Annotated in this window: 22 protein-coding genes and 1 tRNA gene; 3 read left to right on the forward strand and 20 right to left on the reverse strand. The window is 37.7% G+C overall.

The genetic code is table 11. The features are described 5' to 3' along the window. Positions 1 to 24: 24 nt before the first annotated feature. The 18 genes from AAGU76_RS10480 to AAGU76_RS10565 form a co-directional block, all read right to left on the reverse strand. A complete protein-coding gene (locus AAGU76_RS10480; protein WP_342485429.1) occupies positions 25 to 990 on the reverse strand; it encodes an ATP-binding cassette domain-containing protein in 966 nt (321 codons plus the stop codon). Then, positions 987 to 2,042, reverse strand: coding sequence for an ABC transporter ATP-binding protein (locus AAGU76_RS10485; RefSeq protein WP_342485430.1), 1,056 nt, complete (start codon positions 2,040 to 2,042; stop codon positions 987 to 989). Before AAGU76_RS10485 ends, AAGU76_RS10480 begins: the two co-directional genes overlap by 4 nt. 94 nt (positions 2,043 to 2,136) lie before the next feature. Beyond that, a complete protein-coding gene (locus AAGU76_RS10490) occupies positions 2,137 to 3,813 on the reverse strand; it encodes an ABC transporter substrate-binding protein (protein ID WP_342485431.1) in 1,677 nt (558 codons plus the stop codon). 84 nt (positions 3,814 to 3,897) lie between these two features. After that, complete coding sequence (locus AAGU76_RS10495; protein ID WP_342485432.1) at positions 3,898 to 4,827, reverse strand: ABC transporter permease; 930 nt, start codon at positions 4,825 to 4,827, stop codon at positions 3,898 to 3,900. A 25-nt stretch (positions 4,828 to 4,852) separates the two neighbouring features. Continuing rightward, positions 4,853 to 5,803, reverse strand: coding sequence for an ABC transporter permease (locus tag AAGU76_RS10500; RefSeq protein ID WP_342485433.1), 951 nt, complete (start codon positions 5,801 to 5,803; stop codon positions 4,853 to 4,855). Positions 5,804 to 5,816: 13 nt separating this feature from the next. Next, positions 5,817 to 7,001 carry an amidohydrolase gene (locus AAGU76_RS10505; protein ID WP_342485434.1) on the reverse strand — a complete coding sequence of 395 codons (1,185 nt, stop codon included), beginning with the start codon at positions 6,999 to 7,001 and terminating at the stop codon, positions 5,817 to 5,819. Between the two features lie 276 nt (positions 7,002 to 7,277). Next, a complete protein-coding gene (locus AAGU76_RS10510) occupies positions 7,278 to 7,805 on the reverse strand; it encodes a hypothetical protein (protein ID WP_342485435.1) in 528 nt (175 codons plus the stop codon). A gap of 138 nt (positions 7,806 to 7,943) precedes the next feature. Next, positions 7,944 to 8,318 carry a VOC family protein gene (locus AAGU76_RS10515; RefSeq protein ID WP_342485436.1) on the reverse strand — a complete coding sequence of 125 codons (375 nt, stop codon included), beginning with the start codon at positions 8,316 to 8,318 and terminating at the stop codon, positions 7,944 to 7,946. A 15-nt stretch (positions 8,319 to 8,333) separates the two neighbouring features. Next, positions 8,334 to 8,705, reverse strand: coding sequence for a VOC family protein (locus AAGU76_RS10520; RefSeq protein ID WP_342485437.1), 372 nt, complete (start codon positions 8,703 to 8,705; stop codon positions 8,334 to 8,336). Positions 8,706 to 9,113: 408 nt separating this feature from the next. Further along, positions 9,114 to 9,203: transfer RNA gene (locus AAGU76_RS10525), tRNA-Ser, on the reverse strand. 165 nt (positions 9,204 to 9,368) lie between these two features. Continuing rightward, positions 9,369 to 11,330, reverse strand: coding sequence for an NAD(P)/FAD-dependent oxidoreductase (locus AAGU76_RS10530; RefSeq protein ID WP_342485438.1), 1,962 nt, complete (start codon positions 11,328 to 11,330; stop codon positions 9,369 to 9,371). Between the two features lie 34 nt (positions 11,331 to 11,364). Continuing rightward, positions 11,365 to 12,285, reverse strand: coding sequence for a 3-keto-5-aminohexanoate cleavage protein (locus AAGU76_RS10535; RefSeq protein ID WP_342485439.1), 921 nt, complete (start codon positions 12,283 to 12,285; stop codon positions 11,365 to 11,367). A gap of 16 nt (positions 12,286 to 12,301) precedes the next feature. Next, complete coding sequence (locus AAGU76_RS10540) at positions 12,302 to 13,081, reverse strand: aldolase/citrate lyase family protein (RefSeq protein WP_342485440.1); 780 nt, start codon at positions 13,079 to 13,081, stop codon at positions 12,302 to 12,304. Between the two features lie 42 nt (positions 13,082 to 13,123). Beyond that, the gene (locus tag AAGU76_RS10545) at positions 13,124 to 14,407 is read right to left on the reverse strand and encodes a TRAP transporter large permease (RefSeq protein WP_342485712.1); all 1,284 of its coding nucleotides are present in this window, start codon (positions 14,405 to 14,407) and stop codon (positions 13,124 to 13,126) included. Beyond that, positions 14,407 to 14,916 carry a TRAP transporter small permease subunit gene (locus AAGU76_RS10550; RefSeq protein ID WP_342485441.1) on the reverse strand — a complete coding sequence of 170 codons (510 nt, stop codon included), beginning with the start codon at positions 14,914 to 14,916 and terminating at the stop codon, positions 14,407 to 14,409. The genes AAGU76_RS10545 and AAGU76_RS10550 overlap by 1 nt, the downstream gene beginning before the upstream one ends. Before the next feature lie 81 nt (positions 14,917 to 14,997). Continuing rightward, positions 14,998 to 16,020 carry a TRAP transporter substrate-binding protein DctP gene (gene dctP, locus AAGU76_RS10555; protein ID WP_342485442.1) on the reverse strand — a complete coding sequence of 341 codons (1,023 nt, stop codon included), beginning with the start codon at positions 16,018 to 16,020 and terminating at the stop codon, positions 14,998 to 15,000. A gap of 148 nt (positions 16,021 to 16,168) precedes the next feature. Then, entirely contained in the window at positions 16,169 to 16,552 is a 384-nt protein-coding gene (locus tag AAGU76_RS10560; protein WP_342485443.1) for a cupin domain-containing protein, read from the reverse strand. A gap of 82 nt (positions 16,553 to 16,634) precedes the next feature. Beyond that, a complete protein-coding gene (locus AAGU76_RS10565; protein WP_342485444.1) occupies positions 16,635 to 17,510 on the reverse strand; it encodes a DUF6282 family protein in 876 nt (291 codons plus the stop codon). A 571-nt stretch (positions 17,511 to 18,081) separates the two neighbouring features. On the opposite strand from AAGU76_RS10565, the gene AAGU76_RS10570 reads away from it, so the two are divergent. Then, entirely contained in the window at positions 18,082 to 19,572 is a 1,491-nt protein-coding gene (locus AAGU76_RS10570; RefSeq protein WP_342485445.1) for a sigma 54-interacting transcriptional regulator, read from the forward strand. A gap of 220 nt (positions 19,573 to 19,792) precedes the next feature. On the opposite strand, the gene AAGU76_RS10575 is transcribed toward AAGU76_RS10570, so the two are convergent. Further along, positions 19,793 to 20,665, reverse strand: coding sequence for a DegV family protein (locus tag AAGU76_RS10575; protein ID WP_342485446.1), 873 nt, complete (start codon positions 20,663 to 20,665; stop codon positions 19,793 to 19,795). A gap of 197 nt (positions 20,666 to 20,862) precedes the next feature. Between AAGU76_RS10575 and AAGU76_RS10580 the strand changes: the two genes are divergently transcribed. Beyond that, the gene (locus AAGU76_RS10580) at positions 20,863 to 21,420 is read left to right on the forward strand and encodes an NAD(P)H-dependent oxidoreductase (RefSeq protein ID WP_342485447.1); all 558 of its coding nucleotides are present in this window, start codon (positions 20,863 to 20,865) and stop codon (positions 21,418 to 21,420) included. A 16-nt stretch (positions 21,421 to 21,436) separates the two neighbouring features. Here AAGU76_RS10580 and AAGU76_RS10585 read toward each other — a convergent pair whose 3' ends face one another. Further along, the gene (locus AAGU76_RS10585) at positions 21,437 to 22,756 is read right to left on the reverse strand and encodes an HD domain-containing phosphohydrolase (protein WP_342485448.1); all 1,320 of its coding nucleotides are present in this window, start codon (positions 22,754 to 22,756) and stop codon (positions 21,437 to 21,439) included. 374 nt (positions 22,757 to 23,130) lie between these two features. Here AAGU76_RS10585 and AAGU76_RS10590 point away from each other — a divergent pair, with 374 nt between their 5' ends. Then, entirely contained in the window at positions 23,131 to 24,294 is a 1,164-nt protein-coding gene (locus AAGU76_RS10590; RefSeq protein WP_342485449.1) for a pyridoxal phosphate-dependent aminotransferase, read from the forward strand. Positions 24,295 to 24,301: the final 7 nt, after the last annotated feature.

The raw sequence follows: 24,301 nt of genomic DNA on the forward strand, positions 1-24,301 counted from the left end.
GTGTTTTATTTCCATGATAAGCATCTATTTTTTGCACAGCTGCTTATATTTTTTTACGTAGTGCGGAATTTCATCCTCATGGCAGTATACAAAATGCTCGGGAGCAATTTCGTTAAGGCCCACCTTTGTTTCATCATCATAGGTATGATACTTGCTGTCATAATAAATTCTGTGTCTTTTTCGTTCATCATCGGGATAAGGAGTTGGATTAGCTGACAGCAGTGATTCCGTATAGGGATGCAGCGGAGCTTTGTACAGCTCATCGGATGTTGCAAGTTCCAGTATCCTGCCTGCATTCATTACTGCTATTCGGTCACTGATGTATTTCACCATTGACAGATCGTGTGCAATGAACATGTAAGTGAGTTCCCTGTTTATTTTTAATTTTTTCAGCAAATTCACTACCTGAGCCTGAATTGAAACATCCAGAGCTGAAATTGCCTCGTCTGCTATTATAAAATCAGGCTTCACAGCTAGAGCCCTGGCTATTCCAACCCTTTGACACTGGCCACCTGAAAACTCCCTTGGATATCTTGACGCAAATTCTCTGCTCAGTCCCACAGTTTCCAATAGTTCATAGACCCTTTCATTTCTTTCCTTTCTTGATGGATACATGCCGTGAACATCCAGCGCCCCTCCGATGATTTCCATAATAGACATCTTTGGGTTTAAAGATGCATAAGGGTCTTGAAAAATCATCTGCATTGATTTTCTGAATTCAAGGGAATCCTTTCTGTTGTTTATCTTGGTTATATCTTTTCCCTTAAATGTTATGCTTCCTGAAGTTATATCGCTGAGTTTTATAATTGCCCTTCCGGTAGTTGATTTCCCACTGCCTGATTCACCCACCAGTCCAAAGGTCTCCCCCTTGTAAACATCAAAGGAGATGTTGTTGAGGGCCCTTACTTCATTCTTTTTTCCTTCGTTGAAATATTGCTTAAGATTTCTGACGCTGAGTATTATTTGTCTTCCTTGTACTATGGTCATCATATCACCTCCTTCATCTTAAGAGAAAGGAATTTTTCTCTTCTTATTACTACCTCTTTGGGAGGAGTAACCTGTGGTGCGTCGGGATGAAGCAGCCATGTGGCTGCATAGTGAGTATCTGATACTTTGAACATTGGTGGTTCCTCTTCAAAATCAATTTCCAGGGCATATTCGTTCCTTGGAGCAAAAGCATCACCCTTGGGCACATGCAGCAGGTTTGGAGGAGTTCCGTTTATATTGTACAGTTCTCTGTTATTCAGATCAGTGGTCGGTATTGAGGCTAAAAGGCCCCAGGTGTATGGATGCTGAGGATTGTAAAATATTTCGTCAACAGTTCCAATTTCAACTATTTTTCCTGCATACATTACAGCAACTCTGTCGGCCATCTGAGCCACAACACCCAGGTCGTGTGTAATAAACAATATTGAAGTATCAAGCTTTTCCTTCAGTTCATTCATAAGGTCCAGTATCTGAGCCTGTATGGTAACATCCAGCGCTGTGGTAGGTTCATCTGCTATGAGTATTTTGGGGTTGCATGCCAGAGCAATGGCAATCATTACCCTTTGCCTCATACCGCCAGAAAATTGATGGGGATACAGGCTGCTGCTCTTCTCGGGATTCTTGATTCCTACCATGTCAAGAAGCTCAACAGCACGCTTTCCCGCATTTTCCTTGCTTTCGTTCTGGTGAATTATAATGCTTTCAGCAATCTGCATCCCGATTTTCATGGTAGGATTCAATGAAGTCATGGGATCCTGAAAAATCATTGCTATTTCCTTTCCTCTGATTCCCTGCATTTCTTTTTCGGATATATTCAGCAGATCCTTGTTTTCAAAAATAATCTGACCGCCTTTAAAACAAGTGTTCTTCTTCGGCAATATTCTGTTTATGGCCTTTGTGGAAACAGATTTGCCAGAGCCTGATTCTCCCACAATAGCCAGGGTTTCTCCCTTGTACAGGTCAAAGTTTACGCCTCTTACGGCACTTACTTCTCCTTCAAATGTTTTGAATGAAATGGCGAGGTCCTTTACTTCCAATACTTTGCTTCTTTTCATCAATTTCACCTCTAAATATAATTTTCTTGAATGTAATTTCCTTAAAGTTGAAGAAACAGGGAATGGGAGTGCCCTGTTTCTTCGGTAATTTATATCACTGTAATCCGTTAATATTCCACTTTTCTATACCGGCAAGTGATCCTGCCCAGTAAGATGTTATTCCTCCATTGAGGGCTTTGACTCTTGATGCAATCTGATAATCAGAATACAATCCTAAAATAAATGTGTTGTCCTGCATGTATTGTTGAATTTCATCATATACAGCCTTACGCTCGTCAAAGTTTGTAAGTGAAGTTCCTTTTTCCAGAAGCTCATCAAGATGTGCATCAGATATCTTACCGAAATTCATTGATCCTGAAGACGAATAGTAGGTCGCTACATCAGGCTCTACAGTATATCCAAAACCAATGAGGCACATATCAAATTCGTTGGTCTTTATTGTAGCCATAACTGTCGGGAAGTCATAAGTTGTTTGTGTAACCTTAAGTCCTATAGCTTCCAAATCCTGTTCAATCAGGTTGGCTGACTGTTCACGTACCTTGTTTCCGATAGGTACTATCAAGTTGATTTCCTGAGATGTGTCAAATCCGGATTCAGCCAAAAGTGCTTTAGCTTTTTCAGGATCGTACTCAATTGGTTTCAAGTCTTCGTTCATGTATGGGCTGGCTATTGGGTAAACGCTGGACATTACTTCGCCTTCACCTTTCAGCAAGTTTTGAACTATTAAATCACGATTGATTGCATAGGCTAATGCCTGTCTGAATTTCTGATTTGTGTATTTTGTGTTGTTTATCATCATGAACTGTGAATTGAATCCCGGGTTGGCATCAATCTGCATATTGGGATCATCACGCAATATTCCTAAATCCTGAACAGGAACAACGCCAATTCCACCGCCGGCCGCCATGTGTATTCCTCCGGATTGGAACTCAGTAACAAGGTTTGTACCGTTCATGATCTTTATAAATACCTTTTTAAATTCTGGTTCTCCCTTGTAGTAATCAGGGTTTGAAGCAAGTTCCACATATGAACCGTTTTGATATTGTACAAACTTGAATGGGCCGCTTGTTACTGTAGGATTGTTTACAGCATTTGAGTTTCCATAATCTTTTACCGGAATAGGTTCAACAATGTGTTTTGGAAGTATCATTATTTCAAATCCCAAAAATTCTTTGATATAAGCTGGGTCAACAGGTTTCTTAGTTTTGAGGGTTACAGTTTTAGCATCTACAGCTACCAGGTTAGGTATTTCTGTAAGTCCTTCTTCCAGCTTTCCTGCTGCCGTTGTACCTTCAAGCATAGCGATGTTTGATCCTCTTGCAGTTTCCACTTCAGGATTTGCAATATAGTTCAATGTGAACACAACATCGTCTGCTGTAACCGGTGTACCGTCGCTCCATACTGCTTTCTCATTTATTTTGATGGTGAAGTTCTGGTCGTCTTCTGTTTCAAAGCTGTCTGCAAGTCCAGGCTCAAAAGTTGTTGTAGTAGGCATGAGCAACAAAGAATCGTACATGAATCTTTGAACCCATCTTCCTGCGATATCAGACGTATTTATTATGTTGAAGCTTGCAGGTGCATTGGTCATTCCTATATACAGTATATCTGATGAAGCATTGCTTTGGCTGCCAGAAGTTTCGCTGGCTGCCGGTGTGTTAGCTGTTGTGCCTCCTGCCGGAGCTGTTTCACCACTGCTGCATGCTGTAAAAATCAGTATCAGCGCCATCATTAAAGCAAGTAAAGATTTTTTTGTTCTGTTATTTTTTTTCATAATTTTCCTCCTAAAATTAAATTTATTATTAATTGAAATATTTCAACTTCTGCTGCTGCAAAATTATAATATCCAATTATTAACCTATTTTGTTTCTCCTTCCACCGCATCCCTTAAGCCGTCGCCGATGAAGTTTACAATCAAGACCGAAATCAATATTACAATTCCGGCTGGCACCCATCTCCATGGCTGCGTGGACAAAACCGTCAATGATTGGGCGTTGGACAGCATGTTTCCCCAGCTGGCTGCCGGTGGACGCACTCCCATACCCAGGAAGCTTAAAGAAGCTTCTGTTAAAATTGCATTGGCAATTCCAAATGTTGCATTTACAAGAATTATGGATAAAACATTGGGTAATATCTGTTTGAACAGTATTGACCATGTGGAATAACCGGTAGCTTTGGCAGCTGATATGAAATCTATTGTCTTTATATAAAGGACCTGCCCTCTCACCAGTCTGCACAATGGCGGCCATCCCAGAAAGCCAAGCACAAACGTGACAGTCCAGATACTTGGTCCTATGAGACTAACCAAAACAAGTATTACCATAAAATAGGGATATGCCATAAAAACTTCTGTTATACGCATTATTACCGAATCTGTTAAACCTCCGAAATATCCGGATATCAAACCCAGTGTTGTTCCAATTATCACGTATATAGCAACGGAACCCATACTGACAATCAGCGAAACCCTAGCTCCGTATATGAGCCTGCTGAGCACATCACGACCAACTTCGTCCGTTCCCAGCGCAAAGCTCTTGTCGGGTGCTGCTTCAAAACCTCCAACAGTTTTGTTGGGAGGATAAGGTGCTATAACAGGCGCAAGTATGGCTGCGGTAATAAGCAGTATAAAAAGCAGAAGGCTTATTACGCTGACCTTATTTCTGGCAAAACGTCCGGCAATTGTCTTAAAGTAGCTTTTTTCGCCTTTGGCACTAATCTTGTCTGCATCTTCATCATAATTATGGTAATCATTAAATGATGCCAGTTTAAACTTTGAATTTAATTCCATGCTATTATCTCCTTTCAATTACAAATCAGTTGAACTTTATCCTTGGGTCAACCACAGCATACATTATGTCCACAAGAATATTTGCCAACAATACAGCCACCGCAGAAATCATTGTGACTGCCATCAACACGGGATAATCCCTGGAATTTATTGATGCTACCATTAGTGAACCAATTCCCGGCCACTGGAAAATCTGTTCAGTTACAATAGCTCCGCCCACAATCTTTGGTATATCGGCACCTATTACGGTTATAATGGGAATGAGCGCGTTCCTTACACCGTGATTGCCAAGAATCTGCATGGGTTTCAACCCTTTTGCAGTTGCTGTTCGTATATAGTTTTCGTTGTACACCTCTATCATACTGGAACGTGCATAGCGTATCATATTGGCAGCAAACTGAGATGCCAGGACTATTACCGGTAAAATCAGGTGTCGAATCTGATCTGCAATTCCGCCGTCCACTCCCAGAAGTTTGGTTCCTCCCGTAGGCAGCAGTTTAAGTTTAACTGCAAAGACGTATATGAGTCCCAGACCGAAGAAAAAACTTGGCAGTGAGATTCCGGTAAATGACAGGCCTGTTACGAAATAATCAACAATTGAATTTTGTTTTTTTGCACTTAGTATACCCATTGGTATAGCAAAGGAATATGCCACGACCATGGAGAGAGACATGAGCAGTAGTGTTGGTCCTATTCTTTGTCCCAAGATTGTGGAAACGGGAAGCCTGCTTGAAAACGAGAATCCCAGATTTCCCTTCAGAATGTTCATCAGCCACTTTGCATACTGAACCGTAAGAGGATCGTTTAACCCCAGCGCCTGCTTGGTTGCTTCAATCTGTTCCGTCGTCATATCCGGAGAAACGTACAGGTCCACAGGATTGCCGGGAGCAAGGTTTACAATCATAAATGCTCCTACGGAAATCATGAACAAAACCGGTATAACAATCAAAAGCCTCTTAATAATATACTTTTTCATCAAACCACCATCCTTATAATAGATAATCTTCTGCCAGTGCCAGAAATGCTTCTCCGCCGCATATCATTGATGTTTCGTCAACCTTGAATTTCGGGTGATGATGGGGAAAATCGGCATTGATTTTACTGTTGCCTGCACCCACATAAAAGAATGCTCCCGGTCTTTGCTTAAGATAATAAGCAAAGTCTTCACCGCCCATTGAGACTGTAAGCTCCAAAACATTGCTTTCACCGAATTTGGACAACAGCACTTTTTTAAGTTTCTCTGTCTCTTCAGGAGTGTTCTCCACTGAAGGATAACCCCTGCGATATTCTATTTGTGCCTTTCCGCCAAAGGAGCTGATAATAGCATCACTCATTTTTCTTATTTGTTCTTCCATTAAGTCACGGACTTCAGAATTTAAGGTACGAACCGTTCCGTTTAAAAATGCGCTGTCTGCAATGATGTTATCAGCAACACCGCCTGCCTGGAATCCTGCAAATGTAAGGACTGCTGGTTTAAGCGGATCAACGTAGCGGCTAACCAGAGACTGAAGCTGTGTAATTACATTAGCACCTATTACAACAGGATCTATGGCCGTGTGAGGCATTGCACCATGCCCTCCCCTACCTTGTATTCTAATATTGAATGTATCAGAGCAGGCAGATCCATAGTGTCTTAGGTATCCGACCTTTCCAACTTCAACGCTGGACATGACATGAAGTCCGAACACATAATCCACTCCATCCAAGCAGCCTGCCTTTACCATGCTTTCTGCTCCTCCCGGAGGACATTCCTCCGCATTTTGAAACAGCAGCACCAGGTTTCCCTTTAACTCGTCTCTGTTGTTCTGAAGCACCCTTGCCACACTGAGCAGAGCTGCTGTGTGAACTTCGTGGCCGCATGCATGCATGATGCCCGGATTTTTAGAAGCAAAGGGAACATCTGCCTCCTCCTGAAGTCTGAGTGCGTCAATATCTGCTCTGAATGCTATTGTGGGACCGGGTCTGGAGCCCTTAATCCTGGCAACCAAGCCATATCCGTTTCCCACGTTTGTCCTAATGTCTTCTATTTCAAATTCTCTTAACTTGTCTTCAATAAACTTGGCAGTTTCCTTTTCTTCAAATGAAGGTTCAGGATATTCATGCAAATGTCTCCTCCATTGAACAGTATCATCATAATTCCTTTTTAACTCATGTACCCATTGTTCGTAACCCATGCTAAACTCCTCAATAATGATTTCATTTCCAATAAATAAAGGCACTACGGGTATATCCCATAGCGCCTTTGCTATTTACATAATTAAAATTTAAGTTAATGCCGTACTAAAAGCAATTAAAATCAATAAAGCGCTATAGGTGGGGTATTCCTTCCTATAGCGCCTTTGCTATACTGTTTAACTATCAACTTTTTTACATTATAGTCACATGCCTGGACAATGTCAAGCACTTTTTAAAAATAATTTAAAGTAACATTATCCTGACGTCGCTGCATCTTAAGCATCAACCGACTTTTTTGCCAGATATTTTTCATAGGCAGAACCCGGTGACACGATGTTCTTATTTAATTTAAGCAGTTTCCCGGCATATTCTTTGTCCTTTAATCTTTCCAGTGACGCATCCACTTCGCTTTTCAAATTCAAAGGCTTAAAAACCACCAATGCAACTGCTGAGCTGATTACCACAAGCGGCAAAATAAACCTGAAGGCTGTTGCATCATTTATTTCAGCATTAATATCTCCGGACATGATCCGGGCTAGATAACTGCCGGCAAGAATTGAAATTACCGCTGATGCTGCCAATGCTGAAACAGTTGACGACAAACCCTTCATGAGAAGATCAGACGGTGACATCAACGCAGGTTCCTGAACTGTATCATCAAGATATTCCTTCTTGCAATAAGGGCATATACTGATGGGATTACCGAAATTTTTGTCAATATTAAATTTTATGGTATTCTTCCTGAACTTCGTCTCTATGATTTCGTTGCAGTGAGGACAGCAGTTTGATTTATAAACGGACATGTTACACCTCTATAATTTTTTCATTAGCACTATAATAGCTACACGCCTCCGTAATATTAACATTTTGGCGTGTGCAATACTTGTATTTATTGCATTTCATTAAACTTCAATTGCAGCAAGGAGTCGGAATATTAATTGCTATACCATTAAGCTCCAACGAACACCAAATTTATCGATGAAACTTACAGTACATGGACTATAACTAACCGCCTGTATTGGAGAAATGATAACGCAGCCATCACAAAGATACTTATATGTATGCTTGAGGTCTGTTTCATCAGAAAAAACGACTACCAAATGAACGGTGGAGTTAGCAGTCAATGCTTCATTGCCGCCGCGGTCATTCAGCATGACCCTTTGTCCATGAATGTGTATTTCAGCATGTTGAATACCTTTCTCTGGCTCTGCTTCACACATATATTCCACTGAATCACATTTTGTATTAAATGCATTTTCATATACAGAAATGGCTTCCTGACATTTGCCATTTAAGTGTAAGTGTGGTACAAGCATAATAACCTCCCATCGTTATCCTAATAAGCTCCGAAAACTGATGATGTTTCCATCGGGGTCTCTGAAGTGTACAGACCTGGCACCCCACGGCCAAGTAGTTGGAGTTGTTACAAAATCGACCTTCATCGTTTTTAGCCTTTCGTACTCCTCATCAACATCATCAACATTATATCCTATTGTAAAATTTCCTGAACCCCAATATTCCGAAAAATTAAAAGACATATCATTTTCAGCTGCTTTTTTTGAATAAATGGTTATAACAGCTCCATCAGTTGACAAGGCACAATGAATATCATCTCCTTCGGCCTTTGTTTGAAAAACTGCTTCATAAAACCTTGCAAGACCTGAAACATTCTCTGTAATAATACAAATATTTGAAAATTTCACATGTTCTCCCCCTTCTAAAAGCATATGACTATTTTACAATAGTGAACAAGACAATAGTATGTTATGTTCTGAATCATATATAATCTGTATTTATTTTATCAGTAATTTAGCAAAAATAAAAGGACAAAAAACATAGGACTTAGTTTGGAGGCATTTTATCCCTCTGCTGTAAAAATGATATTTCTCTTCCTTGCTGCGATAGCAATCCTATGTATTGTGCATTTGGAACAGCATACCCAAAGAAAAGTTATTCTTCATCTGATATCAAGGAAAATGTCACCTAACAGAATTTTTTTATAAAAAATACACACCTCCACATTTTATTTGCTTTAGGCGTGTATATTGTTTTTTGCTTCTTGAGTTATTTTTTGAGCAATAAAAAAGCTGTAAGGCTTAAAAATTCATTTTTGGCGGAGAAAGGGGGATTCGAACCCCCGATACAGTTTCCCGTATACACGCTTTCCAGGCGTGCTCCTTAAACCACTCGGACATCTCTCCTAAGTGCCTTACAGCAAAAGTTATTATAACCTATTAGGGCAGCTAATGTCAATGGTTTTTTTTACATAATAAATCCAACTCAAAACAAGCCATTATAGCCACCTAGCTTGTCTTGCTTTATAATATTATACAATCGAGAGTAATCTCTTACTCAATCCTGCCGAATTATTCTAGATTATTTACAGCTTGATAAGCTTCTGCAACAGCTGAATAAATATTTCTAGATTTTTTTGCATCTCCGATTATTTGTACAGAAATTTCTTCCGAAAACAAATTCTCTTTAACTACATTGTCCGATTTAACACCAACTGCACAGACAACAGTATCAACATTTTCTATTGTATATACTTTTCCACCATTTTCATAATCAATTTTATTGTCAAAGACTTTTAATACTTTTGCAGATGTAATGATGTTACAACCTTTTTCCAACAAACGTCTAATCATTAGAGGTCTGAATGATGATTTTTCTTCGCGTGCTATTATACTATCCATTTCAATTATTGTAACTTTTCTGCTATTAGCATTAAGGTCATTTACAGGATGTGCAAGAAAGTCTGCCGTCTCACAGCCTACTAGTCCACCACCAATAATAACTGTATTTATACCTATTGCTTCTTTACCCTCTAAAGCATCCCATGCTGTCACTAAATGTTTTGCATCCTTTAAAAATTCAGGAACAGCAGGTTTTCCTCCATTAGCTACAATAACTGCATCATATTCATTCTTATTTAGTATGGAAGCATCAAACGGACAGTTCATAACTATATTAACGCCTGCTTTTATACAACGTTCAATCATATACTTAGTACCAAATGCTATGTCTTGTTTACACGGCGGAAATGCCGCTAAATACATTTGTCCACCTAGTCTGTTGCTAGCCTCAATCAAAGTAACTTTATGCCCACGTTCAGCTGCATAAGCAGATGCAGTCAACCCAGCCGGACCTCCGCCAATAACAAGTATATTCTTCAAATTAAAAATATTTTTTTTCATCGACTTTTCAGTAATTTCATTGCCAGCTTCTGGATTCATCGTACATCTAATACTTAAATCATTATTTATTGAAACTATACAATTATTACAACCAATACATGGTCGAATAGTATTTTCAAGACCTGCTTCGGCCTTATTTGGAAATTCCGGATCACAAAGAATGGCTCTTCCGACGTATACTACATCACCTTTTCCTAACTCAATGGACATATCAGCAACCCAAGGTTCATTGATTCTGCCAATAAATCCTACAGGTATTTTTACCACCTTTTTAATTTGTTCAGCTAATTCTGCATTGAATGCTTTTTGTATTCCTGAAGGCGCAGTAAGATCCCAAGGTTTATTCATTGTACCATTTGATAAATGTATCAATGAAACACCTGCTTCTTCAAACTTTCGTGCAATGTATCTAGCTTCCATAATTGATTGTCCGCCTTCAATTGCATCAGTGCATGACATTCGAACTATAATTGGGAATTGATCTCCTACATTCTTTTTTACTTCAGCAATAACATCTAAAGCTAGTTTTAATCTTCCATCAACATTACCACCATACTCATCAACCCTCTTATTCTCAACTGGTGAAATAAATCTCCCCAATAATCCATGTCCATGACAACAATGTATTTCAATTGCATCAAAACCTGCCTTTTTTGCACGAAATGCAGCCTCACCAAATTGAATTACAATTTCTTTAAGTTCTTCAATAGTTGCAGCTCTTGATATCTCTCCGACTGACCTACATTCTAGTGGAGATGCAGCAATAGGTTGCAATCCATTGTTATATTTTGGAGTTGCAACAGATGAAGGGTGCATAAGTTGAACACAAGCCTTTGCATCATATCTATGCATTACTTCAGGTATCTTTTTCATTTCTTCTATCATACGGTCTTCAAAAAGTCCCATATTGTGAAACGTTGAATATCGTGTATTCGGTGCTATTAATACGCATTCTGTCGTAATAAGTCCTACTCCGCCCTTTGCCCTTGCCTCATAAAAAGCTAGTATTTCATCTGTAACCTCATAATGTTCTGTAGCTAAATGTGTACCTACAGGTGATAGAAAAATCCTGTTTTTTACACTCATGTTTCCAATTTTAATTGGGGTAAAAAGTGTTTTATATCTATTCATTCTAATTTACCTTTTCTTTCATATTAATATTTATTTAGAATTTAACTAAATTGCCTCCCTTTAGCAATAGCATTTCTCTAGCATCATCCGGAGAAGCAATTTCCTTGCCCATGATTTCTGCTATTGTTCGAATTGCCACTACTTGCTCAGCACAATTTTTAGCAAGTTCATGCGGTCTAATATATATATTATCTTCCAGCCCAACACGAACATTACCGCCTAGCGCCAATGCTGTTGCGGTTAATGGGAGCTGCTTCCTGCCTGCTACTGCAACAGACCAGACAAAATCCTTCAATTGACGATCTGCTGTATTTTTTAATATAACCAGGTTTTCAACACTAGCTGGGATTCCGCCTTGAACCCCCATAACAAATTGTATATAAATAGGTTTATCAACTATACCTTCATTAACAAAATGTGCTATATTATTTATCATTCCTACATCATACACTTCAAACTCCATACGTGTACGGTACTTTGCCATGGTTTTAATATATTGCTCCATGTTGCTGTAGGTATTAGCAAACATTGAGCTATTAGTTCCAAGTAAATATTGCTTTTCCCATTCTTGTGAATTTTCATTAAGTTTTTTAATCATTCCGGATAACACAAAGTTCATAGTTCCTGCATTACAGGAAGCCAATTCTGGTTGAAGCTCAGGTACAGGAGCTAATCTTTCATCAATTGTCATCATCTGACTTGCTCCAGTAGTAATACAGATTACAGCATCTGATTTCTTTTTTATCTCAGAAACTATTTCTCTCATAAGTTCTAAGTTTGAACTAGGTTCTCCTGTTTTTGGATCCCTAGCATGAATATGTACTATAGCCGCACCTGCCGCAGCTGCGCCAACGGCATTATCAATAATTTGTTCTGGTGTAATAGGTAAATATGGTGATAATGATGGTACATGTATTGCACCTGTGATTGCCGCTGTAATAATAATTTTACTCATTTATCCGTCAAGCTCCTTAAATTAATGCTTCGTCAGCTGATTTTTTTAGCTCTTTTAAAGCTCCAACCATTGTTGTTACGTCTGAACCGTATGCAATATACGTTGCTCCAAGACCTACATATTTCTTTAAAGAAGCAGGTGTTCCGCAATAAATTCCTACTGCTTTGCCCATAGCTAATGTTTTTCTGAATACTTCCTCTATAACAGCGACAACTTCAGGATCATTGAGTTGACCTGGTTTTCCCATTGACTGGCTTAAATCAGCTGGTCCAACAAAAATTACATCTATTTGCGGAATTTCCAGTAATTCGTCAACCTTGTCTGCCATTTCTTTATTTTCCACATGAACTACAACTAAAGAATTTTTATTAGAATATTGGATATATGGAACTTCTTTATTCCATCCGGAATACATTGCTGCTCTTTGATTTGTTGAAAGACCTCTGTTACCCTCCGGATAATACTTAGATGACCGGCAAACTTCTTTTGCTGTTTCTATTGAAGTAATACTTGGAACTTGTACTCCATCAGCACCTGAATCAAGGGCATGTAACACATCCTCTGGAATAGCTTCTTTTACTCTTACAACAGTGCTCATTCCAACGCATTCCGCAGCACGAATAAGTCCTTCCACATCATAATTGGAATAATTTGAATGCTCTGTATCAATAATTATGAAATCAAACCCCGCATTACCAACCATTTCAACTATTGCCTGACTGTTAAATTTATAAAACAATCCAATAACAACTTCCTTATTTAAGATTCTTTCTCTCACCGAATATGCATTATTCATTTCTTCATACCTCGCTATTTCTTATAGATTTTGATTTATTAATTACCCTGCGACGATTCCAAGAGCTCTCGGTATAAACAATACAAGGTCAGGCAAAAAAGCTAAAGCAAAGGTTACTATAAATGCAGTCAAAACAAATGGTATAACTGCTTTGCTCAATTTATTTAAGGAAATTCCCGATATATTAGAGGTTACAAACAGAGTCATTCCAACTGGAGGAGTAACCAAAGCTATGGTAAGCATAATACAGAATATCAAACCAAAGTGTACTGGATCCATTCCAACTTGTGTTGCTATCGGTAACATAACCGGCGTAAATATAAGCATAGCTGCTGTTGCTTCCATTAAGCATCCTACCAGTATTAAAATACCTAACATTATTAAAATAATTAATGTCTTACTAGTTGTTAATCCGAGAATTGCTGCTTGAATTGCCTGTGGAATTCCGTCAATAGCCATCGACCATCCAATAACATTGCCGAATCCGATAATTATAAAAATGCCCGCAGTAGCTACCGCAGATCTTACAAAAATTGCCGGTAACATAGAGAACTTAAATTTACGATAAATTAGTCCAGCGATAATAGCTGCCAAAACAGATACGGCTCCAGATTCAGTTGGAGTAAATATTCCACCCATGATACCACCAACTATAATTATTGGAACTAATAAAGCAGGTAAAGCTAAAAAAAATGTTTTTATTAATTTCATTAGATCAAAGGGATCTCCCTTTGGTAAGTTGAACTTTTTAATGCTGAGAAAAATTACCACTATAAATCCTAAACCTAATAAAACCCCTGGTACAATACCACCCATAAATAAAGCATTTACAGATACATTGCTTAATACACTAAAATATACAAATGTAACACTAGGAGGAATAACAGGTCCAAGAATGCCTGACGAAGCTATAAGTGCACCACTAAATTCTTCAGGGTACTTATCTCTAGTCATTTCAGGAATTAGTACAGCACAAAGTATAGATGCGACTGCATTTGCAGATCCTAATATAGCAGCTAATATCATTGCTATCATTACAGCTGAATATGCAAGACCGCCGCGAACATGTCCTATTAAAGATCGAATAAACTCCAATAGCTTTGATGTAACCCCAGAAGCATTCATTACTTCACCTGCAACTATAAAAAATGGAATACAAGTAAGTCCAACAACATCCATTCCGGCAAATATTCTTTGGGTAATAACACTTAAGTATGCAGGATTTCCTATTTCAAAGATATGAGCTACTCCAACGATTCCTAAAACAATCGCTATTGGCACACCAGATAGTAAAGTTAAAATAAATAATATTAAAGCTATAACCATCAATTATACATCCCTTCGTTATATTTTCTTAAAATTACCCTATAATGATTAACTCCAAAAATGATCATCAGTCCCAATCCTAAAGGAACAGCTAAGAATGGTATCACCATTGAAATTTGCAAGCCTATACTTATTTGTTTTGCAACAGATGGCAACTGAATCGTTTTAATTGAATTTATAAAAATGAAAATAATAAAAATCAGAGTAACGGTATTATTCATCAACAGCATATTCCTTTTCTTTTTGCCCTTAAAAGCATTTACTATCATATCAAAAAAAACTAAACCTTCTTCTTTATATCCAACAGCTGCTCCAAGAATGGAAACCCAAATTATTAAATAACGGATGAGCTCCTCTGACCATGCAAAAGACTTTCCTATAAAATAACGTGTAAATACTGCAAAAAGAGCGGAAATCAACATAATACCAAGCAAGACGCCTAAAAAGTACTTTACTAACTTAGCTAATTTATCAAGCGCTTTATCCCAAACATCTACTTTATCATCCAAATTAATACCTCCACTAAATAGTTATTACACTAAGTCCCAGCCCAAATACAAGTAAGAACTGGGACTTAGTTAAGTGATTATTTATTGTAATCCTTCCATCATTTCAATAAATGCTTTGATTTTCGGATCTTTTGCTTTGTATTCCTCATAAACTGGTTTAACCTTTTCAATAAATGGTGCCTTATCCTCTATAACATTAAATTCTAGTCCAACATTTTCACATACTGCTCTCGCTTCAGCTTCATAGTTTGGAAGATAATCTGTAAATAAGTTATCTACACCATTATCAAAAGCTTCTGTTATTAAAGCTTGATCTTCAGTTGATAATGAGTTCCAAAAATCAAGATTACATACAATAAGTACAGGGAAAGGATACATACCAATTTCAGATACATATTTAATTGTTTCATAATGCTTCATAGCATAAAGTGTTGCAAAGTTAGTTTCTTCTCCATCAATAACTTTGTTTTGCAGTGCAGTATATATTTCGCCATAATTTAAAGGTGTTGGGTTCGCGCCTAATAGTTCCATCGATTTTTGCAGCATTGTACTTGGTACGATCCTCATGATAATACCATTTAGGTCTTCAGGTTTATTAATAGGCTTTATATTGTTAGCAAAGTGTCTTAAACCATTTTCTGAATATCCTACAATTTTTAGCCCTAATTCTTCAGCTGTATCTAATAAAGCTTGACCTTCAGGACTGGTAAAGGCTATAGCTTCTTTTTCATAGTCTGTAATCAGGAACGGCAGTTGGAATACTTCTAATTTGTCTGTAAATTTACTGAATGTACTTGTCCCTAATGTAGCCATTTTCATAGTACCATCCATCAATTGCTGAATCATCTCTGTCTCATTACCCAATACAGCATCTGGTACATATTTAACATTTAATCTTCCATTACTGTTTTTGTTAATATATTCGGTTGCAAAAGTATATTCTTTTGCTGCTGCAGTCTTGCTTGAACCATAATCAGCAAATGTAACCTCAATGGTTTTTCCTGAGTCTGTCGCTGCCGGAGCTTGGGTTTTGTTTCCGCTGCATCCTGTTAAAACAATTACAAATACAAGGATCATTGCTGTAAGAGCTTTTAATCTTTTCATAATTTAGTTTCTCCTCAATAATATATTTTTTAAATTTATACTTTGGATTAATGCTATCTTTAGTTATTTAAAGCAATTATGTTGTTTATCATAGTATTGCTGAGATACTAAATTAATCAAGTTACCCCAGCATATTTTATAGCTTTAACTATTTATTCTCTTGTTCTGCTAGAAATTTTGTATATGACTCTGTATATTCTGGTCTGTCCGGTGTAAATATGTCCATGTTCACGCATGGAACTGGGCTGTCATAAACGTGAATATAATGTTCTACATTGGCTGGAACTGTAACCCAGCTACCTGGTTTCAATCTATAAGGAACTCCATCCACGTAGTAATCACATTCCCCTTCTAAAACAAGAGCTACTTGCTCGTTTGGATGAGAATGAGGTTTTACTTCATTACCATTTTCTACCTTTCCTATAGTGCAGCAAACACTATCAGCCTCCATCGCAAACACCACTCTTGTAATACCTGCTCTGATTTCCTGCCATGGTGATTCATTCCAATTGCCTGATGCTACCTTAGTCATTTCATATTCCTCCAAATATATAATAGAATTTTTTTTATATATAGAATAGTGGTTATTAATACCATCTATTTCTAAACTTGGTTTATAATTTTAAAAGCTTAACCGGATTTTTTTTAGCCATAACATTAATTTGCTCTTCTGTAATATCAAACTCATTTATCAAAAGTTCGATAAAATTATACATTCCTTCTACCGGAGAGCCATTTCCACTTTGACCCATATCAGAATCAAGAATTATATTTTCCGCTCCACAGGCTTCAATCATTTCTTTAGCAACTATATTCTCAACTGTACCGAGCCTAGAACCTCCTTTGAACACACATACATTCAATTCTATAAAGGCTCCCATCTTTACCCATCTAGACATGTCTTCATAGCTAGCTCCCACATTGTAATGCGGATGATTCACAAGAATCCTCTTTATTCCTAACTCTACTGCCTTTGTTATCAAATGATCAACTTCCCATAGATTGCCATGTCCTGTGCCTAAAACCATATCATACTCTGCCATGTATTTAAGACATTCAATAGCTGCCGGATCCATATTTCCCTGTTCATCAACATAAACAATTGGATTTTCTGGAATTGATGCCTTTCCCGCTCCAACAAATGAAGCCTTTTTATGGTCATCGATATGCTTTTTAGTGGATACTGTTGGAAAATAAATAATTTTTGCATCCATCTGCCTTGCAGTATCCAGCGCCTTTAAATTGAAAAGTCCAATTGAATTATTTAGCGCAATGGATCCGTATACTTTACAACTTCCATTTCCCAAGTGCTGTTCTACCATTTTAGCGCCAAGCATGCTTGGGAAGTAATGATCCTTAACTAAAAATCCTGCATATCCTGCTTCTTGAGCTTCTTTAAGCATATCAGCTGCATCAACAGCCCTATTTGCTACAGAAGGGCCAGCATGAACATGAATATCAATAATACCCTTGAGAATTTCTCTTTCCATAATTGTTCCTCCATATATTTGCATTTTGCAGTAATCCTACAATTTTACTACCTAATCTGATAAAGCGTTTTTTAAGCTTAATTCATTTTTGTATTAATGATTTAAAAAATTTAAACTAATTTTCTTATTTAGTTTTTAATTAAATCAACCTAACTCTCAATGATTAAAGGTTCACTAACTTCAACAGCAGCGTAATTGGATGCTCTCCAACTCTTTGCTTTCTGGTTATACATTCTCCCTATACTGTTTGTTGAAACCTGACTATATATATAGCAAACCTTGTGCCAAATATTAAATAGAATATTTTTATAAAATCAAAATTAATAATTAGTGTCCATATATTGTGTTGAAACAAGTATATAACCGATATTCGTATTAACATTAAACAAAATAAATATTAAACATTAACAGAGTATACTATTTTATTGCTTTATTATTTGTTTGTAATTTCACCAACAAATGATTTAATTTTGTATCATTGATAAATTAACGTATCATTTAAGCTTGATAATTAATATTTTTATGATATAATACGTTTACACTTTATATAAATTAACGGAGGTTCTTCTTAATGAAATATAATTACAGTTTTCCTGAAAGTTTTAAATATCTAAATGCCTTTTTCGTATCAGACTTAGTTGATCTTCCAATTCATATTATTGATAATGAAGGTTGTATTATATTTGTCAATAAATCCTGGAGTAAAGTATATAACATAAAAAAAGAAGAAGCGTACGGAAAACCAATTCAAGAAATAATGAGCAGCAACCTGAAATATTTTCTTACTATTAATGAATCCAATCAAACAAATATAGATAAAGATATATCTTATGATCACATTGAAGAGATTTCTTCACAATCTACTGCTATAAGGGCATTAAATGAAAGAAAAAAAATTTCTATGGTTACAAGTACCCCTGACGATAGCAAAGTAATGGTTACAAGCACTCCAATTTTTAATGGTAAAAATGAAATAGAATATGTCTTTACGTTAGTACAAGACTTAACAAAACTTTCTGACTGGAAAGAAAGGTTGGATTCAGAAATAGAAAAAAATAAGATTTTATGTGATAAAATCAAATTTCTTAAGCAAAGCAAATACGAATCCAAAATGATAGGAAACTCAAAAAAAATTGAAGAAATAAAAGCATTGATTCCTTCTGTAGCAAAAACAGATGCTTCCATATTGATTTTAGGTGAAAGCGGTGTAGGTAAGGAAGTTTTAGCAAATGAAATATATATAAATTCTCTTAGAAAAGACAGACCCTTTATTACAGTTAATTGTGCTGCTATTCCAGAAAATCTCTTGGAATCCGAAATGTTTGGTTATGAAAGAGGCGCCTTTACAGGAGCAGTAAAAACTAAAGAAGGCTTATTTGAACTCGCAAACGGTGGTACAATTTTACTTGATGAAATTGGTACAATGCCTTTAAGTTTGCAGCCTAAGCTCCTTAGAGTATTGCAGGAAAATGAATTTATGCGTGTAGGCGGAACAAAAAAAATACCTCTAAATGTCAGAATTATAGCTGCTACAAATGAAGATTTATTTAATCGCATAAAAGCAGGTTATTTCCGTAATGATTTATATTATAGATTAAACGTAATTCCAATAAAAATTCCATCTTTAAGAGATCGAAAAGATGACATAAAATTATTTTGCCTTGAATTTTTAGAAGAGTTTAATGTGAAATATGGTAAAAACAAAATTTTCAGCAGCAAAGCCTTATTTTATTTAGAACAATATGACTGGCCCGGCAATATAAGAGAATTAAAAAATGCTATAGAAAGACTAGTTGTTGTAGGTGAAAAAGATACCATTACTTCAGAACAAGTTAAATTGATCACTCAGCCATATGAAGTTCTTAATATTGATGAATATTTTGAGCCTAATGAAAATATTTCTTTAAAAGATGCTGTTCAAAACTTAGAACGAAAATTAATTCTAGAAGCACTTGAAAAACATAAGACGACATATAAAGCAGCAGAAGCTCTTAAAACTACTCAACCAACAATAGTAAGAAAAGCAAAATTGCTTGGAATCAAAAAAAGTTGGGAGCAATAACATAATATCTTTAGACACATACTTTCGTGTTTTTCAACTTGTCAGACTTATTTATATCAGATTTAATATTCGTGTTTTATTAACACAAATAATGGAGCACCTTCTTTGATAGATCAAAAAAGAGTGCTCCTAATCTTACTCCAAGTGTTCACATATAAAAGAATTGCAATGTTAGTTAGTGTGCGGTAGCCTGAACAATTTTACATATTCCCCGAAATTATTATCGTTTTGTGCCAAAGAAAAACAGTGTCAATCCACCCTGACCCAGGTGTGAACCTACAATAGGTCCTATGTCATTGATTATGACTTCCTTTACATCGAAAGATTCCCTCACCAGTTTTGCAAGATATTCCGCATCTTCCAGACAGTTGCAGTGTCCGATGAATATTGTCTGCTCCTGCGGGTCGACGCAGGTTTCAGTCATTTTATCCAAAAGTGCGTTTATGGATTTTTTTCTTCCTCTCACGCTGTCAACAGGCTTAAGCAGACCTTCGTCGTCTACGTGCAGTATGGGTTTCACGTTCAGCGCTGTTCCGACGGTTGCTTTCACGGCACTTATCCTTCCGCCTCTCTTCAAATGGTTTAAATCATCAACAGTGAACCAGTGGCATGTGTGAGGAACCTTTTCCAGAACAAAGCTTTCCGCCTGGTCAAGTGTAAGGCCTTCCTTTTTCTTCTGAGCTGCTGAGTATACCAGCAGACCCTGGCCGATGTTTGCTGCTTTTGTGTCCACGCATTTTATGACGCTGTCAGGATACTTTTCCCTCAGTTCCTGTGCTGCAATGAGGGAGGACTGATATGTTCCGCTGAGTCCCGAAGAAAATCCTAAGTACAGTATGTCATTTCCATTCTTAAGCTCGGGTTCGAAATATTCCTGAAAAGTCATGGCATTAATCAGTGCCGTTGTAGATCTTTCACCGTTTTTGAGCCTTTCGTAGAATTTATTTATGTCCAGTTCCCTGTGATCGGGGTAGTCCAAATAACTTTCGTTTTCAAAACCAAAAACCATGGGTATTACTTTGATATCCAGCTCTTCTATGAGATTAATGGGAAGGTCTGCAGTGGATTCTGTAAAGATTACATAATTTCTCATTGTTTTTATCCCTTCTGTTAATAATATTCACCATTTTAAGGTATCAGAAACATATTAACACATGGTGGTTTCCTTTACAACAACAATAATGTCTTTATACAAAAAACAAATAAAATATGTTTAAAAATTGCTTTTGGGGGTATCTTTAGAATATAAAGTTAGCAACAATTAACTCTACTAAAACAGGAGGATTTAAAATGAACAAAATAGGTATAATTTTAGGAAGCACAAGACCAGGACGCAACGGAGAAGCAGTTGCAAAATGGGTTTATGATATAGCAGCAAAAAGAAACGACGCTCAGTTTGAGCTTGTAGATATAAAGGATTACGATCTTCCCCTTTACGACGAACCATACCCGGCAATGATGCAGCAGTACACCAAGGACCATACAAAGAGATGGTCCGAGAAAATAAAGGAATTCGACGGATTTATCTTCGTGACGGCAGAATACAATCACAGCATCCCGGGAGCCCTTAAAAACGCCATAGACTATCTAAACGCAGAATGGGCAAACAAAGCCATGGGAATCGTAAGTTACGGCAGCGCCGGCGGAGCCCGTTCGGCTGAGCACCTGAGACTGGTGGCCGGAGAGCTTAAGATGGCCGATGTAAGGGCTCAGGTGATGCTCTCCCTGTTTACTGACTTTGAGAACATGAGCCTCTTCAAACCGAATCCGCGCCATGAAAACACGGTCAATGAGGTAATAGATCAGGTTATCTCATGGAGCAGTGCATTAAAAACCATACGACAGTAATTTAAAGCCGGCTTAGCTAAGCCGGCTTGTTTCTTTCAAAGCTTGAATATACTTTATAGAACTCTGACCTGTGTCTTTCAAGGCAGTCAACTATTTCCGGATCGAAGTGCATGCCTCTTTCGTGTAAAATATAGCTGAAGCTGTCTTCAAAGGTAAGAGCCTTTTTGTAAGGCCTTTTGCTTGTAAGAGCGTCAAACACGTCCGCAACCGCCACAATCCTGGCGCTCAGCGGTATTTCTCTGCCATTTTTGCAGTGGGGATATCCAGTTCCATCCCACTTCTCATGATGGCATTCAACAATTTCTATGCCCATCTTAAACACGCTGTAGCTGAGCTTTTCCATGTTGCTTTCTGCAGCCCTCAGCACCTCTGAACCGTACTTCACGTGTTTCTTCATCTCGTTGTATTCTTCGTCGGTCAGTTTTCCCGGTTTAAGAAGTATTCCATCCTTGATACCAACCTTTCCGATGTCATGAAGTGGACTGAACCGCTGGATGTTCTTTAAAAACGATACTGTAATCACATCCTGAAACAAATTGTCCTCAAGGAGAAATTCAGATATCCTGACTGCATAGGCAGTCATGCGGTCAAGGTGGTCTCCCGTATCCTCATCCCTTGCTTCGGCCATTTTCGTCAGGGCAAGCAATGTGCTGTACTGCATCTCGTCAATGAATATATTCTTGTTGAGACTTATTGCAATGCTGCTTGACAGGGTTTCTAAAAACATGATGTGCTCATCTTTATAGGCATTCTTTTTTGTGCTTGAAAAAAATATTATTCCGATTGGCCGTTCATTTATTTTAAGCGGCAGCGTTATGGAAGACTTGATTCCTGCTTCAATTAAGATTCTGTTGTAGGATGCATTTTTATTTTTGGTGTAACCTTCCAAGTCGTTTATCACCCTTGGAATTCCTTTGTCTACTATGTTTCCAAGACTTGTGCTGCTTATTTCCGTCCTTAATCCTGCAAGCTTTTTCGGCAGCTCGCTCAGTGAAGGGTCTGAAATGCCGTAAGATGCTTCAAGAGTCCTCCCCTCGTCCTTCAGAAGTGCTATTCCTATGTGGGTGTACGGTATGTACGCCGAGAAATTTGTATAGATGTACTTGAGTATCCCTTCAAAGGATACGTTTCGGTTCATGTTTTCTATAAGTTCAACAAGATTGTTCAGTTTGCCAAAACCTGATTCTATTTCTTCAAAAACAGGAGAAAGTTCTTTTTTGACATTCAACGAGCTTCTGCTGTCCTTGTTTGACAGTCCCAGTACACTAATTCTTTCAATAAGTTCGTTTATTGGCTTGGCAAGGTATCTGTAAAAACCATTTTCTGTTTTGTCCATGTCATTTCCCTTTAAATTATTGCTGTATATATATCATATCGGCACACATGAACAATTGTTTAGAGGCATTAGAAACAGGCAGTTTTAATGGAGAAATGCTGCACATCTGCAGCAGCCGAAAGCAAATGACTATTTATGCATCATTCGTAAATGTATGCAGAAATAACAGTCTGCTGCAGTGTTTCGCCGCATTATCTGATTGATGCGTTAAAGCAGTATCTTTTGCGTTTCATAGTTTCTTATTGTAATGGATTCCATAGTTTTTTCAAAAACTTCTATATCTTTGCAAATAATGCTTGTGCATTTATAAAAACATGTTATAATAGTTATACATTTAGAGGTCTTACCTTAAAATAACCAGACGGAGGTGAAACGTGAAAAACAAATTCATATCCAAAAGATACTGGAAAGATAAGTCCACGCCCATGGGGCAGGTGGATGAGCTGGCCAGAAATTACGATGACGTAATTAACCTGAGCCTTGGCGATCCGGATTTGATCACTCACGACATAATAATCGAAAATGCATTCAAGGATGCAAAGGCAGGTCACACTAAGTACACGGATTTCAGAGGAGATCCGGAACTGAGAAATGAAATAATCAGGTATTACAAGGAAGAATACTCACTTGACATAAGGGATGAAGAAATCTTCATATCCACCAGCGGATGTCTTGCCATGTACCTTGCCCTTGAAGCCATACTTGACGACGGCGACGAAGTAATACTTCAGGCACCGTACTTCACTCCCTACAAGCAGCAGGTGGAACTGGCCAGAGGAATACCGGTGGTGCTTGACACCTACGAAGATGAAGATTTCCAGATAAACATGGAACGTCTCGAAAAATTAATAAATGAAAGAACAAAAGCAATCATAATTAATTCACCAAGCAATCCAACCGGAAACATACTATTGGAGAAGACTCTTAAAAGTATACGGGACATTGCGGTCAAACACGACCTTTTAGTCATATCCGATGACATCTACACAGCATTTTGCTTCAATGAACCGTTCATCCCCATTGCTTCAATTGAAGGCATGAAGGAAAGAACAATTATAATAAACAGCTTCTCGAAGAACTTCACCATGACAGGTTGGCGCATAGGAAACATAATTGCTCCTGATTACTTAATCAGTGTAATACAGCAGATAAACGAAAACCTTGTTTTCACGGCTCCGTCAGTTTCCCAGAGAGGCGCCATTTACGCCTTGCGAAACAGAAAGCAGATTCAGCCGCAAATGATACAGGAATACAGAGAAAGGGTACTCTATGCGGCCAAAAGAATCAACGGCATCCCAAACATGTCTGTGCTTCACCCGAAGGGAACATTCTATCTTTTTGTCAACATCAAGAAAACCGGTTTATCTTCTGCAGAGGCAAGCAGCCTGATACTCAAGGAAGCCCATGTTCTCACTATCCCCGGCATAGCATTCGGCGACTGCGGCGAGGGGTACCTAAGAATGGCATGCACTGTCGGAATCCACAAGCTGAAGGAAGCATTCGACAGAATTGAAAATATGGATATATTCAAAAATTAAAAGGAGA

It is taken from the genome of Sedimentibacter sp. (assembly GCF_038562225.1).
Classification (GTDB): domain Bacteria; phylum Bacillota; class Clostridia; order Tissierellales; family Sedimentibacteraceae; genus Sedimentibacter.

Excerpts from the sequence above, each read along its gene's own strand:
- AAGU76_RS10515 (WP_342485436.1), bottom strand. The coding sequence starts at position 8,318 with ATGCTTGTACCACACTTACACTTAAATGGCAAATGTCAGGAAGCCATT.
- AAGU76_RS10490 (WP_342485431.1), bottom strand. The coding sequence starts at position 3,813 with ATGAAAAAAAATAACAGAACAAAAAAATCTTTACTTGCTTTAATGATG.
- AAGU76_RS10585 (WP_342485448.1), bottom strand. The coding sequence starts at position 22,756 with ATGGACAAAACAGAAAATGGTTTTTACAGATACCTTGCCAAGCCAATA.
- AAGU76_RS10575 (WP_342485446.1), bottom strand. The coding sequence starts at position 20,665 with ATGAGAAATTATGTAATCTTTACAGAATCCACTGCAGACCTTCCCATT.
- dctP (WP_342485442.1), bottom strand. The coding sequence starts at position 16,020 with ATGAAAAGATTAAAAGCTCTTACAGCAATGATCCTTGTATTTGTAATT.
- AAGU76_RS10570 (WP_342485445.1), top strand. The coding sequence starts at position 18,082 with ATGAAATATAATTACAGTTTTCCTGAAAGTTTTAAATATCTAAATGCC.
- AAGU76_RS10540 (WP_342485440.1), bottom strand. The coding sequence starts at position 13,081 with ATGAATAATGCATATTCGGTGAGAGAAAGAATCTTAAATAAGGAAGTT.
- AAGU76_RS10505 (WP_342485434.1), bottom strand. The coding sequence starts at position 7,001 with ATGGGTTACGAACAATGGGTACATGAGTTAAAAAGGAATTATGATGAT.
- AAGU76_RS10485 (WP_342485430.1), bottom strand. The coding sequence starts at position 2,042 with ATGAAAAGAAGCAAAGTATTGGAAGTAAAGGACCTCGCCATTTCATTC.
- AAGU76_RS10545 (WP_342485712.1), bottom strand. The coding sequence starts at position 14,407 with ATGGTTATAGCTTTAATATTATTTATTTTAACTTTACTATCTGGTGTG.
- AAGU76_RS10580 (WP_342485447.1), top strand. The coding sequence starts at position 20,863 with ATGAACAAAATAGGTATAATTTTAGGAAGCACAAGACCAGGACGCAAC.
- AAGU76_RS10510 (WP_342485435.1), bottom strand. The coding sequence starts at position 7,805 with ATGTCCGTTTATAAATCAAACTGCTGTCCTCACTGCAACGAAATCATA.
- AAGU76_RS10495 (WP_342485432.1), bottom strand. The coding sequence starts at position 4,827 with ATGGAATTAAATTCAAAGTTTAAACTGGCATCATTTAATGATTACCAT.
- AAGU76_RS10535 (WP_342485439.1), bottom strand. The coding sequence starts at position 12,285 with ATGAGTAAAATTATTATTACAGCGGCAATCACAGGTGCAATACATGTA.
- AAGU76_RS10560 (WP_342485443.1), bottom strand. The coding sequence starts at position 16,552 with ATGACTAAGGTAGCATCAGGCAATTGGAATGAATCACCATGGCAGGAA.
- AAGU76_RS10480 (WP_342485429.1), bottom strand. The coding sequence starts at position 990 with ATGATGACCATAGTACAAGGAAGACAAATAATACTCAGCGTCAGAAAT.
- AAGU76_RS10565 (WP_342485444.1), bottom strand. The coding sequence starts at position 17,510 with ATGGAAAGAGAAATTCTCAAGGGTATTATTGATATTCATGTTCATGCT.
- AAGU76_RS10500 (WP_342485433.1), bottom strand. The coding sequence starts at position 5,803 with ATGAAAAAGTATATTATTAAGAGGCTTTTGATTGTTATACCGGTTTTG.
- AAGU76_RS10530 (WP_342485438.1), bottom strand. The coding sequence starts at position 11,330 with ATGAATAGATATAAAACACTTTTTACCCCAATTAAAATTGGAAACATG.